15 protein-coding genes are annotated in these 16,147 nt (G+C 75.0%); 10 read left to right on the top strand and 5 right to left on the bottom strand.

Going from position 1 to position 16,147, the window contains the following annotated elements; translation table 11 throughout:
• Positions 1-12: 12 nt before the first annotated feature.
• Positions 13-831, bottom strand: coding sequence for a class I SAM-dependent methyltransferase (locus ACFCX4_RS07130; RefSeq protein WP_376139593.1), 819 nt, complete (start codon positions 829-831; stop codon positions 13-15).
• Positions 832-1,217: 386 nt separating this feature from the next.
• Here ACFCX4_RS07130 and ddaH point away from each other — a divergent pair, with 386 nt between their 5' ends.
• From ddaH to ACFCX4_RS07100, 6 genes are all read left to right on the top strand, one after another.
• On the top strand, positions 1,218-2,003 hold the full coding sequence (gene ddaH, locus ACFCX4_RS07125) for a dimethylargininase (RefSeq protein WP_376139637.1): 786 nt from the start codon (positions 1,218-1,220) through the stop codon (positions 2,001-2,003).
• Positions 2,004-2,273: 270 nt separating this feature from the next.
• On the top strand, positions 2,274-3,722 hold the full coding sequence (locus ACFCX4_RS07120; protein WP_376139591.1) for a hypothetical protein: 1,449 nt from the start codon (positions 2,274-2,276) through the stop codon (positions 3,720-3,722).
• Complete coding sequence (locus ACFCX4_RS07115) at positions 3,719-4,906, top strand: hypothetical protein (RefSeq protein ID WP_376139590.1); 1,188 nt, start codon at positions 3,719-3,721, stop codon at positions 4,904-4,906. The genes ACFCX4_RS07120 and ACFCX4_RS07115 overlap by 4 nt, the downstream gene beginning before the upstream one ends.
• A 248-nt stretch (positions 4,907-5,154) precedes the next feature.
• Positions 5,155-5,601, top strand: coding sequence for a peptidase inhibitor family I36 protein (locus tag ACFCX4_RS07110; protein WP_376139588.1), 447 nt, complete (start codon positions 5,155-5,157; stop codon positions 5,599-5,601).
• Positions 5,602-5,729: 128 nt separating this feature from the next.
• Positions 5,730-6,170: a peptidase inhibitor family I36 protein gene (locus tag ACFCX4_RS07105; RefSeq protein ID WP_376139586.1), complete on the top strand. Its 441-nt coding sequence runs from the start codon at positions 5,730-5,732 to the stop codon at positions 6,168-6,170.
• A gap of 69 nt (positions 6,171-6,239) precedes the next feature.
• Positions 6,240-6,671: a peptidase inhibitor family I36 protein gene (locus ACFCX4_RS07100; protein WP_376139584.1), complete on the top strand. Its 432-nt coding sequence runs from the start codon at positions 6,240-6,242 to the stop codon at positions 6,669-6,671.
• 86 nt (positions 6,672-6,757) lie between these two features.
• On the opposite strand, the gene ACFCX4_RS07095 is transcribed toward ACFCX4_RS07100, so the two are convergent.
• Complete coding sequence (locus tag ACFCX4_RS07095; protein ID WP_376139582.1) at positions 6,758-7,852, bottom strand: YncE family protein; 1,095 nt, start codon at positions 7,850-7,852, stop codon at positions 6,758-6,760.
• A 276-nt stretch (positions 7,853-8,128) separates the two neighbouring features.
• Here ACFCX4_RS07095 and ACFCX4_RS07090 point away from each other — a divergent pair, with 276 nt between their 5' ends.
• Together ACFCX4_RS07090 and ACFCX4_RS07085 are read left to right on the top strand one after the other, a co-directional pair.
• A complete protein-coding gene (locus tag ACFCX4_RS07090; protein ID WP_376139580.1) occupies positions 8,129-9,475 on the top strand; it encodes a M14 family metallopeptidase in 1,347 nt (448 codons plus the stop codon).
• 274 nt (positions 9,476-9,749) lie between these two features.
• Entirely contained in the window at positions 9,750-10,193 is a 444-nt protein-coding gene (locus tag ACFCX4_RS07085) for a hypothetical protein (RefSeq protein ID WP_376139579.1), read from the top strand.
• 835 nt (positions 10,194-11,028) lie between these two features.
• Here the strand turns inward: ACFCX4_RS07085 and ACFCX4_RS07080 are convergent.
• The gene (locus ACFCX4_RS07080; RefSeq protein WP_376139577.1) at positions 11,029-11,805 is read right to left on the bottom strand and encodes a TetR/AcrR family transcriptional regulator; all 777 of its coding nucleotides are present in this window, start codon (positions 11,803-11,805) and stop codon (positions 11,029-11,031) included.
• 187 nt (positions 11,806-11,992) lie between these two features.
• On the bottom strand, positions 11,993-12,922 hold the full coding sequence (locus ACFCX4_RS07075; protein ID WP_376139575.1) for a Gfo/Idh/MocA family protein: 930 nt from the start codon (positions 12,920-12,922) through the stop codon (positions 11,993-11,995).
• Between the two features lie 320 nt (positions 12,923-13,242).
• On the opposite strand from ACFCX4_RS07075, the gene gndA reads away from it, so the two are divergent.
• Both gndA and ACFCX4_RS07065 read left to right on the top strand, forming a co-directional pair.
• Complete coding sequence (gene gndA, locus ACFCX4_RS07070) at positions 13,243-14,694, top strand: NADP-dependent phosphogluconate dehydrogenase (RefSeq protein ID WP_376139574.1); 1,452 nt, start codon at positions 13,243-13,245, stop codon at positions 14,692-14,694.
• A gap of 83 nt (positions 14,695-14,777) precedes the next feature.
• A complete protein-coding gene (locus ACFCX4_RS07065; protein ID WP_376139573.1) occupies positions 14,778-15,551 on the top strand; it encodes an SDR family NAD(P)-dependent oxidoreductase in 774 nt (257 codons plus the stop codon).
• A 145-nt stretch (positions 15,552-15,696) separates the two neighbouring features.
• Here ACFCX4_RS07065 and ACFCX4_RS07060 read toward each other — a convergent pair.
• A partial coding sequence (locus ACFCX4_RS07060) for a hypothetical protein (protein ID WP_376139572.1) occupies positions 15,697-16,147 on the bottom strand: 451 nt, incomplete at its 5' end.

Below are 16,147 nucleotides of genomic sequence, written 5' to 3'. Positions count from 1 at the left end.
GGCCGCCCCCGGTCAGAACGGTGCCCGGCGGACCGTCAGCATGTCCTGGGTGTGGCCGATCTCGTAGCCGCCCCCGGGCCGGGCGAAGTGGCGCTCGACGTACGCGGCCAGGTCGGCGCGCGCGGGCAGCGGGTCCATCGAGGCCAGGTCCGCGACGTTGACCATGAACTCGGCGACGTCCACCGCCTCCGCCGGCCGGTCGGTGCGGTAGCGCAGGTCGAGCGCCTCCAGCGCGCACGCGTACCCGGCGGCCCCGCCCCGCTCCCCCTCCGCCAGCCGCTCGGCCAGCGGCCCCAGGTCGTAGCGGACGCCGGTGAAGTGCGCGGCCATCCGCATGCACGGGCTCTCCGGGTTCTGCAGCACCACCAGCAGCGTCCCGCCGGGCGCCACCCAGTCCAGCACCCGCCGCACGGTGGCCGGCCAGTCCTGCGGCGGCACGTAGTACAGCACGTGCGAGAGGTGCACGAGGTCCGCCGGCCCGGGCGGTCGGGCGGCGGCGATCGGTTCCGGCAGCACGAGGGCCTCCGGGCAGGCCTGCCGGAGCTTCTCGCGCATCGCCGCGCTGGGCTCCACGGCCACCGTGCGCTCGAAGTACTGCGCCAGGTGCGCGGTGGTCCGTCCCTCGCCCGCGCCCACGTCCAGCAGCACCCGCCGGCGGCCGAGGCCCGCCACGACCTCGCTCAGCCGGGCGTGCGTGAGCGGCTTCTCGTCGGTCCCGGCGAGGAACAGCTCGAACGCCCGGCGGTAGTCCGCGCCGGTGACGTCCAGCACCCGGACCGGTCCGGCCTCCGCCGTCCCCGTCCCCGTCCCGGTCCCTGTCGTCGTCCCCATCCGGCACCTCCCGCTCGACGGCCTGCCCTGCCGGGCCAGTGCACCGCGGCACCGCTCGGCACCGCCGCAGGCACGTTCCTGCCCGCGTGTCGCCGGGGCCGGCCCGGCCCCGCCGGCCCGGGCCGGCGAACCCCGTTGGACCGCCGCCGTCCGGTCACCGTGCACGTCGCGGCCATGTCCACGATCGCCGCGCCCGGCACGCTCGGCACGACCGACCCCGCCGGGACCCCGCCGGAGCCGCCGCGCGACCGCGCGACCGGCCACGCGCCCGGCACCGGACCCCGCCGGCCGCGGGCGCACCCCGCCCCGTCCGGTCCCTCCGCACCACCCCGCCGGAAGGAAGACCACCGCCCGTGTCCCGCACCGCCCGCCCGCGCCACTACCTGATGTGCCGTCCGGCCCACTTCACGGTCGACTACTCGATCAACCCGTGGATGGAGCCCGCGAAGCCGACCGACGGCGCCCGCGCCGTGGCCCAGTGGGAGCGGCTGTACGCGCTCTTCCGGGACCTCGGCCACACCGTCGAGCTGATCGATCCGGTCCCCGGCCTGCCCGACATGGTGTTCGCGGCCAACGGCGCGACCGTGGTGGACGGCACCGCCCTGGTCGCCCGGTTCCACCACCCCGAGCGCGCCGACGAGTCCCCCGCCCACCTGGAGTGGTTCCGCGCCCGCGGCTACCGGACGGTCGTGCAGGCCGGGTTCAGCAACGAGGGCGAGGGCGACCACCTGCTCGTCGGGGAGCGGATCCTGGCCGGCACCGGCTTCCGGACCGACCGGCGGGCGCACGCCGAGGCGGAGCGCGTGCTCGGCCGCCCGGTGGTCACCCTGGAGCTGGTCGACCCGCGCTACTACCACCTGGACACCGCGCTCGCGGTGCTCGCCGACGACGAGGTCATGTACTACCCGGCGGCGTTCTCGCCGCAGAGCCGGGCCACCCTCGCCGCGCTCTACCCCGACGCCGTGCTCGCCACCGACGAGGACGCGGCCGTCTTCGGCCTCAACGCCGTCTCGGACGGCCACCGGGTGGTCCTGCCGGAGGCCGCCACCGGGCTCGCGGCGCGGCTGCGCGCGCGGGGCTTCGAGCCGATCGGGATCGACGTCACCGAACTCCTCAAGGCCGGCGGCAGCGTGAAGTGCTGCACGCTGGAGCTGCGGGGCGCCCCCGCCTGACCGCGCCTGACCCCGCCGGACCTGCGGCGGCCCCGGCCCGGGCCCCGCGGCCCCGGCCGTACGGACGGCGGCCGGGGCGGGCCCGCGCCCGCGAAAACGGCTGCGCCCCCGCCGCCGTCCGGTGTTAGTGTCGTCCGGCCGGCCGCGGGACTCCGGTGCGACTTCCGGAACGTGCCTTCTACCGCAATGATTCGCAGTTCGTGCCCCCATTCCCCGGCCGGCGACCCACATCGACACGGGGCGCGGCACGGCCGGACGGGGGGCGGGAGGATGGAGACCTACGGCGACCTGGTCGCGGCCGAGGACGTGCTGCTGTTCGTCAACGCCGCGATCACCGGCACCGGCCAGCGCGAGTTCCACGGCGGCGCCGCCGAACAGCGGCTGTCGCTGGACTTCCTGCACACCTACATGTGCGTCAACCACCGCGGCCCGTACGCCGCCGCGCTCGCCCTCGACATCAACGACCACAACGCCGCCCTGATCGTGCGCCGGCTGCTGGAGAGCTCCCGCGACGCCGATCCGGAGCAGCGGCGCACCGAGGGCCTGCTGATCGCCCGCCGGCTGGAACTGCTGCCGCCGCAGCGGGTCTACCGGCTGATCGGCGAGCTGCGCCGCGCCAGGGTCAACAACCGCCGCACCCGCGCCATCCTGCGCGACTGGCTGGCCGGCCGCCCCGACCAGACGCTCGACGCCGTCAAGTACCGCGCCGGCCTCAAGCGGGCGCTGCGCCACACCCACCTGCGGCCCGCCGAGCCGGAGACCGGGGACTTCCTGTACGCCCCGCGGCGGCGCGGGGCGTACCGGGCGCCGCTGCTGGACGCCTGGCGGCGCGCCCACCACCAGCAGTCCGCCGTCTACGAACTCCCCTACACGGTGGCGGAGTCCTTCGCGCACCGGCACGGCATCCCGCGGGCCGACTTCCTGCAGCGGATCGCGCCGCGGCTGACCGCCCTGGAGCGGCTGCGCCTCCAGGAGTCCGCGCGCGCCCGCGGCGCCGCGGGCGCGGTGGCCACCGACCTCTCCCGGATGCCGCTGACCCGGCTCGCCTCGTACGTGCTGGCCCTGCCGCCCGCCGACCGGCGCGCCCGCCGCACCGAGCTGACCGACGCCCTGCGCGGCGCGGCCCGCCGGGCCGTGCGCGCGGCCGGGGCGGCCCCGGGCGGCTGGGGCCGGGTCACCGCCGTCCTCGACGACAGCTGGTCGGCGTACGGCTCGGGCGTGAAGCGCCGCCGGCCGCTGGCCGCCGCGCTCGCCTGCCACTTCCTGCTCGCGGAGCTGGCCGGCGAGTACACGGCGCTGTGGACCTCCGGCCGCACCGACGCGCTGCTCGCCCGGCCCTCCGGCCCGACCCCGCTCGGCCGCCGTCTCGTGGACGCGCTCGAAACCTCGCCGGAGCGGCTGCTGATCGTCTCCGACGGCTGGGACAACGCCCCGCCCGGCCTGGCCGCCGAGGTGCTGCGGGTGTGGCGCACCCGGCTCGACCCGGAGCGCCTGGTCAGCATCGTGCACCTCAACCCGGTCTACGACGCGGAGGGCTTCGACGTGCGCCGGCTCGCCCCGACGGTGCCGACCGCCGGGCTGCGCGACGCCGAGGACCTGCCCGTGCTGGTCGAGTTCGCCCGCTTCGCCGAGGGCCGCACCGGCCTCGCCGAGCTGACGGCGCACCTGGCGGCCCGCACCGAACGCTTCCTGGCCGGCGGACGGGCGGCCGTCCGGTGACCGCCGCGGCCCCGTCCCCCGGCTTCCGCCTCGACCTGACCGGCCTGGAGGCCCGGCCCGCCCAGGTGTGGGGCGGCGTGCGGCTGGTGCCGCTGGTCCGCGGCGAGCCGATCGGGGACCTCCGGCTCCACCAGGAGCTGTACGAGGCGGAGTACGCCGCCGTGCCGGTCGGCCGCCGGGGGCACTACGTCTCCTACGTCCCGCACGGGTTCGTCGCCGACTGGACCCGGGACGGCACCCCGGCCGCCGCCTACGGCACCCGGCTCGACCCGGCCGCCGGTCGGCACGGCGGCCCGGCCGCCGCGCCGCCCGAGCGCGTCCCCGTCCGGGTGCCGCGCCGGATGGCCAAGCGCGAGGGCCGCACCCGGCTGCGGTTCCTGCCGCTGCACCTCGCCCTGGAGGGGTACCTCGCGCTGCACTTCGGCGGCCCGTCCGTCGCCTGGGAGCAGTGGTCCGAGCGTGCCCTGCGGCGCGGCCTGTCCCCGCGCGCCGAGGAGGCGTACGGCGGTGACCAGGTCCGCGGCCTGGCCGACGCGCTGCGGGTGTTCGAGATCCACCCCGGCCAGTGCGGCGTGGTCGTGTACGTCGCGGACGCCCTCGCCGCGGCGTTCGCCGTCCCGCACCCCGACGACTACCGTGCCCTGCACCGCACCCTGCTGCTCGACCTCTACGGCGAGCTGATCCACCACTACGCCCTGCTCTCCGCGCCCGTCCCGGACTTCCGGGCCGACCTCCGCCAGAGCGGCCCGATCACCTCGACGGCCGGCCTGCGCGCCGCCGTCGAGCAGCAGGAGCGTGCCTGGGCCGCCTTCCACGACGGCACCATGGCGGGCGGACTGCTGGACGCCGCGTACCGGCCGCGGCGGGTGTACCGGCTCGGCCGCTTCGCGCTCACCCGGTTCCTGCCGGAGTTCCGGCCCAAGCGGGAGAACCACATCGGCGAGGCGATCACCGACGAGCACGGCCGCGTCGCCTACCTCAAGACCTTCCGGCTCTCCGAGGCCCAGGTCCGGCGCGGCCACCTGCTGGACCGGCTCGCCGCCCACGACTGGCACCTCCCGGCGGCGGCCGGCGCCCTCGGCATCACCGAGGCCCAGCTCGGACTGCGCCTGGAGGGCGCCGGCTTCGGCGAGCTGCTGCGCCAGGACGTCCTGGACCACTACCGCCGGGCGGCGCGGGGCTGACCCGCCCGCGGCTCGGGTCCCGCGGGCTCCGGCCCCGCGGCTCCGGTCCCGCTCCTCTGTTCGCGCACCCGGTGACCGCGACGGTGACCGCGACGGTGACGCAGGTCCCACGGACAGTCATCTGACGGATGCTCACCCGACACCGTCCGCGGCACGGTGGTGGTGCTCCGGGAACGACCCCGGGGCAACGCCCCTGGCAATGCCAGCACCTGCGCCGGCCGAGGCCCGCGCGGAGAGCGGAGGAGATCATGACGAACCTGCGGAGGACGGCGCTGCGACTCGCCGTGGGCGCCGCCGCGCTGACCGGGGTGCTCGCCGCCACGACCACGAGCGCGAGCGCCAACGTCCTGACCGACATCCAGACCGGGGCCGGCAAGTGCCCCGCCAACTGGGTGTGCCTGTGGAGCGAGAACAACTTCATCCGGGGGAACCCGGCGGGCGGCTACGACTTCGGGGCCGTGGGCTCGGACCAGAACGTTTCGGACATGGGGAAGTTCGTCTTCGAGAGCAAGCTGTTCCGCTGGAAGGGCATGCAGGACGCCGCCTCCTCGGTCGTGAACAACACCGGCGGCGGCATCTGCTTCTACGAGCACAACGGGTACCTCGGCGCGGAGTTCAAGGTCGGCCCGCACGAGCAGTGGGCCTCCGTCCCCTCGTGGATCAACGACCGGATCAGCTCCTTCAAGTACTGCTGACGGCCCTGCCCGGCCCCCGCACCCCGGCCGGCGCCGACCGGCCCGGACCGGCCCGGACCACGCGGCCGGACCACCCAACCGAACCACGGGACCGGCGCCGTCGCGCCGGGACCGGAAGGAGAGCGACCGTGTTCACGAAGCGCACGACGACCAGGCTCGGACTGTCCGTCGCCGCCGTCACCACCGGGCTGATCATGGCCACGGCGACGTCCGCGAGCGCCACCACCGTCTTCGACATCGGCCACGGAGCCGGGTCCTGCCCCAACGGCTACGTCTGTCTCTGGTCGGAGGGCAACTTCATCCAGGGCAAGTTCCCGCTCGACCACAAGTTCGGCTCGTTCGCGGCGAACCAGAACATCGGCGACATGGGCAAGCTGGCCCGCACGTCCGCCGGGGACAAGGGCATGCAGGACATCACCTCCTCGGTGCTGAACAACACCGGGAGCAGCATCTGCTTCTACGAGCACAACGGCTACGGCGGCGCGGAGTTCAGGATCGGCCCGCACGAGCAGTGGCCGTCCCTCCCCTCCTGGATCAACGACCGGATCAGCTCCTTCAAGTACTGCTGACCCCTCGCCGCCGACCCTCCGCACGATCCCCCCGGGTACCGACGAGACCCCCGAACCGAACGGAACGACATGAAGCCTCCCAGGAAGACGGCAAGGCTCGGCCTCTGCGCCCTCGCCGCCACCGGACTGATCCTGACCGCGGCGAACACCGCGAGCGCCACCACACTGCTCGGCATCGGACAGGGCGCCGGCGCCTGCCCCGCCAACTACGTCTGCCTCTGGTCCGAGAACGACTTCGTCGGCGCGACCGGCGGCCACAAGTTCGGGGCGATCGCCTCGGACCAGAACATCACCGACCTGGGCAAGCTGGAGCGCAGCGGCGGCCTGTGGACGGGGATGCAGGACATCACGTCCTCCGTGGTGAACAACACCGGGAGCGGCGTCTGCTTCTACGAGCACAACGGGTACGGCGGCGCGGAGTTCAGGATCGGCCCGCGTGAGAAGTGGCCGGCCGTGCCGTCGTGGATCAACGACCGGATCAGCTCCTTCAAGTACTGCTGACCCTTCGGGTCCCGGGGCGGGGCCACCCGCGCCCGCCCCGGGACCCGTGCCCGCCCCGGGACCCGGGGTCGGCGGACCGCAGAGGGTCAGAAGCCGATGATCCGGAGACTGGCGACGGACACGGCATAGAAGGTGTGCCCGTCCGGACCCAGCGCCACGTCCGAGGCGTTCAGGCCCGGGACGCCCTCGCCGGGAGCGACGGCGTTGGTCGCGGTGTCGATCGCGAGGAGCGAGCCGTCCTGGGTGAGCGTGTACAGCCGGGTGCCGGCCGCGTTCACCGACAAGGTCCGCAGCCACCGGCCCGGGGTGATGGCGTAGCTCGCGGTGACGGCGTCGGTGGCGAGGTCCACGGTGAAGCCCCGGCCCGCGCCGTCCACGCCGAAGAGCCGCGTGTCGTCCGGGGACAGGGCCAGGCCGGCGAAGGAGCCGCCGACGGCGGGGTTGGTGTTCGCCACGACGGGGCTGCCGCCGCTGGTGTCCAGGTGCGTCAGGCCGCCGGCGGCCACGTACACGTCCCCGCCGCCCGGCCGCGCGACGACGGATCCGGTGAATGCCCCGGGCAGCGTCACCGCGCCGGTGAACGCCTGCGGGCCGGTGTCGAACTGCAGCACCCGGGTTCCCGCCTGGGTCGGACGCTGGGGGGCCGACGGGCCGAACTGTGTCACGTACACCCGCGAGCCGTCCGCACTGACGGTCAGCGCATCGAGGTTGCCGGGCAGAAACGTCGGCGGGGTGGTCTGGGCCGGCGGCGCGACGCCGGCGACCAGGGTGTTGGTCGCGGTGTCGACCACGCCCAGCAGGGACACCGGCGTGCCGTAGCCGGTCCCGTAGAGCACGTACACCCGCGAGCCGTCCGGGCTCACGGCCACCCCGCCGGCGACCGCGTAGTACCCCCCGCTCAGCAGCAGATGCGCGGTGACCGCCCCGCTCTGCGTGTCGACCACCGCCAGGCCCGCGCCCCTGCCGCGCGACGCGGTCGAGACGTACGCCCTGCGGCCGTCCGGGCTGACCGCCACCGACTGGCCCCCCGCTCCCAGCTGCACGACCCGTGGGACGCCGCGCACCGGCCCGGCGCCGCCGTCGTCCGTCCGGGCGCCGGCCGTGCCCGCGCCGGCCACCAGCAGCACTCCCGCGATCACCAGGGAACTCAACCAACGAGCTTTTGAAACAAGCGAGTTCATGCAATCCCTCCCCTTGGACCACCGCGCCTGCCACGGTGACCCGCACACGCTACGCGGGGCACCTCCGCGAAGCCAATACCCCCTCCTCACTTTTCCTTCACATACAGGGTGTCGGCGCCACCCTGGGGCGCCGCCCGCCGGGCGCGCCCCGGATCCACCCCGCGCGCCGCCCGTCCAACTCCTTGACGAAAGCATGACATTGACGGAGCATCGTGCTCGCGGCGCCGCACCTCCTCCCCCGTTCCGTCCCTACGGACCCCCCACAGGAGGACAGTCATGCGACTGCCCCGCCGAGGCAAGCCCGCCGCGGCCACCGCCGTGCTGCTGACCCTCGCCCTCGCCACGCCGCTCACCGCCCAGGCCGTCACCCCGGACGCCGCCGCCACCGCCGCGGCCTCCGACAGCGCCCGGCAGTACCGCCTCGACGGTCCCCGGACCGTCGCCGAGCGCACCGCCGTCGCCGCCACCGGCGCATCGGTCGACGCCGTCCGGCCCGACTCGCTGACCGTCACCGCCACCCCCGCCGAGGCCGCCCGGCTGCGCGCACTCGGCTGGGCGCCCGTCCTGCTGCCGGGACCCCGCTACGGCGCCGAACCGGGCCAGGAGGAGCTCGGCGCGGCGCTGTACGACTTCCCGTCCGCCGACTCCGGCTACCACAACTTCGCGGAGGCCGCGGCCGACGTGGACGCCGTCGTCGCCGCGCACCCGGACATCATGAGCAAGCGCGTCATCGGCACCTCCTACGAGGGCCGCCCGATCGTCGCCGTCAAGATCAGCGACAACGTCGGCACCGACGAGAACGAGCCCGAGGTGCTGTTCACCGCCCACCAGCACGCCCGCGAGCACCTCACCGTCGAGATGTCGCTCTACCTGCTGCACGAGTTCGGCGACAAGTACGCCACCGACAGCCGGATCACGAACGCCGTGAACAGCCGGGAGATCTGGGTGATCCCCGACCTCAACCCGGACGGCGGCGAGTACGACATCGCCACCGGCCGCTACCGCAGCTGGCGCAAGGACCGCCAGCCCAACCCGGGCAGCGCCAACGTCGGCACCGACCTCAACCGCAACTGGAACTACAAGTTCGGCTGCTGCGGCGGCTCCTCCGGCTCCACCTCCAGCGAGACCTACCGGGGCAGCGCGCCGGAGTCCGCCAAGGAGACCAGGGTCGTCGCCGACTTCGTCCGCAGCCGGGTGGTCGGCGGCAAGCAGCAGATCACCGCGGCCATCGACTTCCACACCTACAGCGAGCTGGTGCTCTGGCCGTTCGGCTGGACCACCGCCAACACCACCACCGGCATGAGCACCGACGAGTACAACACCTTCGCCGCCCTCGGCCGGTCCATGGCCTCCACCAACAACTACACGCCCGAGCAGTCGAGCGACCTCTACATCACCGACGGGTCGATCGACGACTGGCTGTGGGGCGCGCAGCGGATCTTCGCCTACACCTTCGAGATGTATCCCGGACCGAACGGCGCGAGCGGCTTCTACCCGCCCGACGAGGTGATCGGACGCGAGACCAGCCGCAACCGGGAGGCCGTGCTGCGCCTGGTGGAGACGGCCGACTGCGTCTACCGCGCGATCGGCAAGCAGCAGCAGTACTGCGGCATCACCGGCTGACCCTCCGCGAGGACCCGCGCACAGCCGGCCCGGGGCGCTTCCGGACCCTCCACGAGGGCCCGGAAGCGCCCCGCGCGCCGTGCCGGCGGGGGAACCCGGCACTCCGTTCCGGCCAACCCTGGGGCGCCCGCCGGTCATTCGGCCACCGAACGGCCCGAACCGGGACACCGGAAGGCCGTTCGGATGCCACCATCCTTCCCATGACGATGTGACATGTCACAGAGCACGCCCGGCACCCCGCCGGGCGCGCACCGCACCCGAGGGAGGGACCCCCATGCACCGTCGCACCGCTGCCGCCCTGACCGGCACCGCGCTCCTGGCGGCACTGACCGCCACCGCCGCCCCGTCCGCCACCGCCGCTCCCGCCGGCCCGCCCGGACCCGTCGTCACCTGCGGCACCCCCGGCGCGCCCGGCTTCCTGCTGACCCGGGCCTGTATCGAGGTCAACGGCACCCAGGCCCGCATCTACGGCCAGGTCACGCCGACCAGCCCGTCCTGGGTCGCCCAGAACGTCGGCTTCCGGCTCGCCGGCGCCTCGACCGCACTGCCCCCGCAGCCGCCCGTCTACCCGACCGTCCTGGTGCCCACCGGCGGCACGACCGTCAACGGGCTCACCCTGACGGTGCCCTGCGGCTCCACGGTGACCGCCGACTTCAGCGTGAACAACGGCGGCTGGCCGCCCTCGACGGCGACGGTCACGGCCTCCGTGCCCTGCTGATTCCGCGGCCGGTCCACCCGGCCCCACCGCGCGGTCCGGCCCTCACCGGCGGACGGGCCGGACCCCGCGACCACCCCGACGGCCCGTCGGCCGCACCGGCCGGCGGGCCGTCGGTGAACCTCCCCGGCGACCCCGGCGCCGCGCACCGCGGGGCCCACCTCCCGCGCTCCTCGCCCCGACCGCCCCCTCGTGCGCGAACTCCGCGAGACATCCGGGCCGTTCGGCCGCCCCGTCCTCGTCGGCGGCACCGCCCGGGCCGCGCCCACCACCCGCTCCACGCCATCCGCATCCGGTGACCCGGCCGGCGCGCCGCCGTCCGACCGCACTCCACGCCGCCGCCGCTGCGCCCGCGCCCGCGGCGGGGATGCGCCGAGAAGATCCGGCGCACACGAACCTTGACCTGGCGCCGGGGCGGGCGGAGACTGGAATACGACGTAAGCGTGCCCCGTAGGCGTACGTCCCCCGTGTACGTCGCCGGTCCCCGCCCGCAGCCGTCGCCACTCCCCCGGTGGCGCCGACGGCCCTGCGGCCGGTGGACCGGGACCCGACCGCGTTACGCGGGGGCCGGACGCACCCGGGCTCGCACCCTGAACCGCCACGAGCCACCCACAGCCGCCCCGAAGCCGGAGCGTCCGGATCAACGGGCCCCGGCGACCGCCCCCGACCGGCGCACCCGCGCCGCGAACCGGAGTCCGCCCCGGGGAGCCCGTCCCGGCGGGCCGTTCCCGCTTCGCCACCCCCCGTTCCTTCTCCACCGGGCCTCACGAGGGCCTGAACTGCACCGGTGCGCCCGCCTCCCGGCGGGCGCACCCCTGTGCGGGCCCGCCGGGGGTCCTCAGCGGAGGCCGGTGCCGTCGGAGTGGAAGTCGGCGTAGAAGGAGTCGCCGGGCGGGCCGGGCAGACCGTCGAGCAGGCTGTCCAGGCCCGCCACCAGCTCGCGTTCGGCGTCGTACTCGGCGAGCCGGGGGACGAGGGCGCGCAGCCGCGGGTAGTCGGCGGCGGGCAGTCGGTGCAGGCCCAGCCGCAGCATGGGCTCAGGCTCCTCGGGGTTGTCGACCACCTGGCGCTTGTCGACCAGCAGGGAGCCGAGGTTCCAGGCGACGAAGGCACGGTAGACGGCGAGGGCGGTGGCGTCGTCGAACCCGGCGCGGCCGAGCACGGCGAGGATGTGCTCGGTGAGCCGCAGGACCGGCTCCGGCCGGCGGGCCATCGGGACGGTGAGCGGCCGGGTGGCCACCAGCGGCAGGATCGCGGGGTGGGCGTGGGCCACCGCGGCGAAGGTGCGGGCGATCCGCCGCAGTTCCGCGCGCCAGGCGGGCGGTGCGGCGCCGGCGCCGGCGCGATCGTCGGGCCCGGGTCCGCCGGCGGACCCGGCGGCGCTCCGCAGGCGCTCGTTGACCTCGGCGAAGAACGCCTCCACCAGGCCGTCGAGCAGGGCCTCCTTGCCGGGCGTGTAGCGGTAGAGCGCCATCGACTCCACCCCGAGGTCGGCGGCCAGGCGTCGCATGGTGAGCGCGGCCAGCCCCTCCCGGTCGGCCAGGGAGACGGCCGCGGCGAGCACCAGCGGGCGGCTCAGCCGCCCCCGCTTCCCGGATCCGTCCGGCTCGGCCATCTCCGCACTCCTCGCACTCCCCGCCCACCGGTGGGGCGGTCGGGACGCGTTGCCCTCAAGGATACAAGGTAAATATCAGGCATAAAGGGTGCACGGGAACAGCAAAGGGCCTGCCCCCGGGCCGATCCGCGACACCACGCGAACGGACGGGGGCGGGGACGGACGGGGGCGGGGCGCCGCCGGAGGCTCAGCCGGCCTCGATGCGCTCGACGATCAGCTCGCACAGCTCGTGGGTGCGCAGCGCGTCGTGCGCGTCGAGCACCTTGCCCGCGCGGACGGCGTCCAGGAAGGCGAGGACGACCTGCTCGATGCCGCGCTGGCGGGCGACGGACACCCAGTCGCCGCGGCGGCGCACGGTCGGCTGGCCGCGGTGGTCGATCACCTCGGCGAGGTTGCGCACCTCGCGCTTGGAGTCGCCCCCGGAGACCTCCAGCACCTCCTCCGTCGAACCGGACAGCCGGTTCATGATGCCGAGCGCGGTGAAGCCCTCCCCCGCCAGCGTGAGCACCACGTGCTCGACCAGCCCGTCCCGCACCCGCGAGCGGACGTCGACGTGCTCGATCTCCCCCGGGACCAGGAAGCGCAGGGTGTCGACGACGTGGATGAAGTCGTCGTAGACGAGGGTGCGGGCGGTCTCCGGGAGGCCCTCGCGGTTCTTCTGGAGGACCACGAGGTCGCGCGGCCGCTCCTTGGCCTGCGCGTAGCCGGGCGCGTGCCGCCGGTTGAAGCCCACCGCCAGCGAGCGGCCCGTGCGGTCGGCGAGGTCCACCAGCCGGCGGGCTCCGTCGAGCGTGTAGTCGAGCGGCTTGTCGACGTACACGTCGATGCCGGCCGTCAGCAGCCGCTCCGCGATGGGCACGTGCTGGTCCGTCGCCGCGTGCACGAACGCCGCCCGGATCCCGCTGTCGACGAGGTCGCCGAGATCCGTGAACCGCCGGTCCGGCGCGATCCGGCAGGAGTCGCCGATGCGGTCGAGCTTCGCGCCGTCCCGGGTCATCAGCCGCAGGTCCAGCCCCGGCAGGGCCGTGAGGACCGGCAGGTAGGCCTTCTGGGCGATGTCGCCGAGGCCGATCACCCCGACCGGGAGCAGGTCGGCGGGCACAGCGTTCGGACTCATCGGATCTCCACGGGGTAGGTGCGGCCGGTTCCGCCCCCACCCTATGCACCGGCGCACGCCCGGCGGGCCGGCGGTCCACCGTTTCCGGAACCACCCGAACGGGCGAGTTCCCCGCGCGGCCCCCGCGGCCCGGCGGCGACGCTGGAGAGCGGCCGCCCCGGCGCCCGTTCGCCTGCGCCGGCCACGCGCGCCGGTCATCCGGACGCCCACCGCCCGTGGGCCCACCGCCCGCGCCGCCGGTCGCCCCCGACCGCCGTCGGCCGCCGTCGGCCGACCGTCCGCGCGGAGTGCGGGGCGGGTCGCAGAGGGAAGGACAAGCCATGGAGACGTCCGCACAGATCGGTGTGACCGGGCTGGCGGTCATGGGCCGCAACCTGGCACGGAACTTCGCCCGCAACGGCTACACGGTCGCCGTGCACAACCGCACCCCGGCCCGGACCCGGGCCCTCGTCGACGAGTTCGGCCACGAGGGCGCGTTCGTCCCGGCCGAGTCGCCGGAGGAGTTGGTGGCCGCGCTGGAGCGCCCCCGCCGGCTGCTGGTCATGGTGAAGGCCGGCGGTCCGACGGACGAGGTGATCGAGGAGTTCGCCCCGCTGCTGGAGCCCGGCGACATGATCATCGACGGCGGCAACGCCCACTTCGCCGACACCCGCCGCCGCGAGCGGGCCCTGCGCGAGCGCGGCATCCACTTCGTCGGCAGCGGCGTCTCCGGCGGGGAGGAGGGCGCGCTGCTCGGCCCCTCGGTGATGCCCGGCGGCTCCGCCGAGTCCTACGCCGTCCTCGGACCGATGCTGGAGCGGATCAGCGCCCACGTCGACGGCGAGCCGTGCTGCACCCACATCGGCACCGACGGGGCCGGCCACTTCGTGAAGATGGTGCACAACGGCATCGAGTACGCCGACATGCAGCTCATCGCCGAGGCCTACCACCTGCTGCGGGAGGTCGTCGGGTACTCCCCCGCCGAGATCGCGGAGACCTTCCGGACCTGGAACGAGGGACGGCTCGACTCCTACCTCATCGGGATCACCGCCGAGGTCCTCGCCCACACCGATCCCGACACCGGCCGGCCCTTCGTCGACGTCGTCGAGGACGCGGCCGGGCAGAAGGGCACCGGACGCTGGACCGTGCAGACCGCCCTCGACCTCGGCTCCCCGGTCACCGCCATCGCCCAGGCGACCTTCGCCCGGGTCGCCTCCGCCCGGTCCGAACTGCGGGCGGCCTACCGGCCACTGGCCCCGGGCAGCCCCGACGTCGTCCCGCACGAGCCCGGCCACGGCGTCACCGACATCGAACGGGCCCTCTACGCCTCCAAGGTCATCGCCTACGACCAGGGGTGGACCATGATCCGGGACGCGGCGGCCGAGTACGGCTGGGACATCGACCTCGGGGCGGTGGCGAGGATCTGGCGCGGCGGCTGCATCATCCGGGCCGCGTTCCTCGACCGGATCCGCGCCGCCCACGCCGCCGATCCCGGCCTGGTCAGCCTCCTCGCCGAGGAGCGGTTCGCCGGCGAGATCGCCGACGCCCTGCCGTCCTGGCGCTCCGTCGTGGCCACCGCCGCCCTGCGCGGGATCCCGGTGCCCGCCTTCTCGGCCGCACTCGCCCACTACGACACGCTGCGCGCCGAGCACCTGCCCGCCGCGCTGATCCAGGGGCAGCGGGACTTCTTCGGCGCCCACACCTACCACCGCACCGACCGGCCCGGGAGCTACCACACCCGGTGGGCCGAGCCCGGCCGCCCCGAGGTCCGCACGGACGGCGGCCCGGCGTAGCGGTGCCGGCCGGTTCGGCGCCCACGCGGTTCCGACGCCCGGCCGCCACGGACGGCGGCCCCTTCTGGAGAGGTACTCGCCCGATGCAGATCGATCTCAGTGGACGCACCGCGCTGGTCACCGGCTCGACGGCGGGAATCGGCGAGGCCGCCGCACGCTCGCTGGCCGCCGCCGGGGCCGAGGTGGTGGTCAACGGCCGCAACGCCGAACGGGTCGCGGAGGCCGCGCGGCGGATCGGCGGCCGCGGCGTCACCGCCGACGTCGCCACCGCGGACGGGGCGGCCGAGCTGATCCGGCAACTGCCCGACGTCGACATCCTGGTCAACAACACCGGGATCTTCGCGACCCAGCCCGTGTTCGAGATCCCCGACGAGGAGTGGCGGCGGTTCTACGAGGTCAACGTGCTCTCCGGGGTGCGGCTGGCCCGCCACTACACGCCGCGGATGGTCCGGCGCGGATGGGGGCGGGTGGTCTTCGTGAGCAGTGAGGCCGGTGTCCAGACGCCCACCGACATGGTCCACTACGGGACGACCAAGACGGCGCAGCTGGCGGTGGCCCGGGGCATCGCCCAGGAGGTCGCCGGCACCGGGGTCACGGTGAACTGCGTGCTGCCCGGCCCGACGATGAGCGACGGCGTGCTGGCGATGTTCGAGGAGCTCTACCCCGGGCTGGACCCCGCGGAGCAGGAGCGGCGCTACGTGGCCGAGGGCCGGGCTGCGACCTCCCTGATCGGCCGTCTGATCCGGCCCCACGAGGTGGCCGCCATGATCACCTACGTGGCCTCGGAGCAGGCCTCCGCGACCACGGGCCGGGCGCTCGGCGTCGACGGCGGCCTCGTTCCCACGATCCTGCCCTGAGCGGGCCCGGCCGGGAACGGCCGGGCGGGCCACCGGGAACGGACGGGCAGCAGCCGCGGCACGGCCGCGCCCGCCCGGGTCCGGCCGCGCCGCCGGCGGCACGGGGGCTGGTCGCCGGCGGCACGGGGTCCGGGGGGTTACCGGCTCACGGGCAGAGCTGGTGGGTGGTCGGGATGCACTCGGGGTCGGGGTCGATCGGTCCGGTGCCGCCGCCGGGCCTGAAGTTGGACCACCAGATCGGCGTGCCGCCGTAGTAGACGACCATGTTCCCGCTGTTCTGGATGGCCAGGTACGCACCGGGGTGGTACGGCGTCCGGCTGTTCCACACCGCGCGCATGGCGGCGTCGTACGCCACGAGGTTGCCGTCGGCCTGCATGTAGAAGTAGGTGCCGACGCCGTAGCTGCCGACGGCCGTCCAGATCGCGACGTTGTTCTTGTACAGCACCACGTGCCCGTCGTACTGCTGGTGCAGCACGGTGCTGCCGTCGGGCGAGGACCAGGACTGCCCGCGGCCGAGGGCCGCGGTGGCCTGGACGACCGTCTGGTCGGCGTCCGATGCGGGAGCGGCCGGGGCGGGGGCGCCCCCCCCCGGGGCC

The sequence above is a fragment of the Kitasatospora sp. NPDC056327 genome (assembly GCF_042261735.1).
GTDB lineage: Bacteria > Actinomycetota > Actinomycetes > Streptomycetales > Streptomycetaceae > Kitasatospora.
This window is presented reverse-complemented; position numbering and strand designations above follow the sequence as displayed.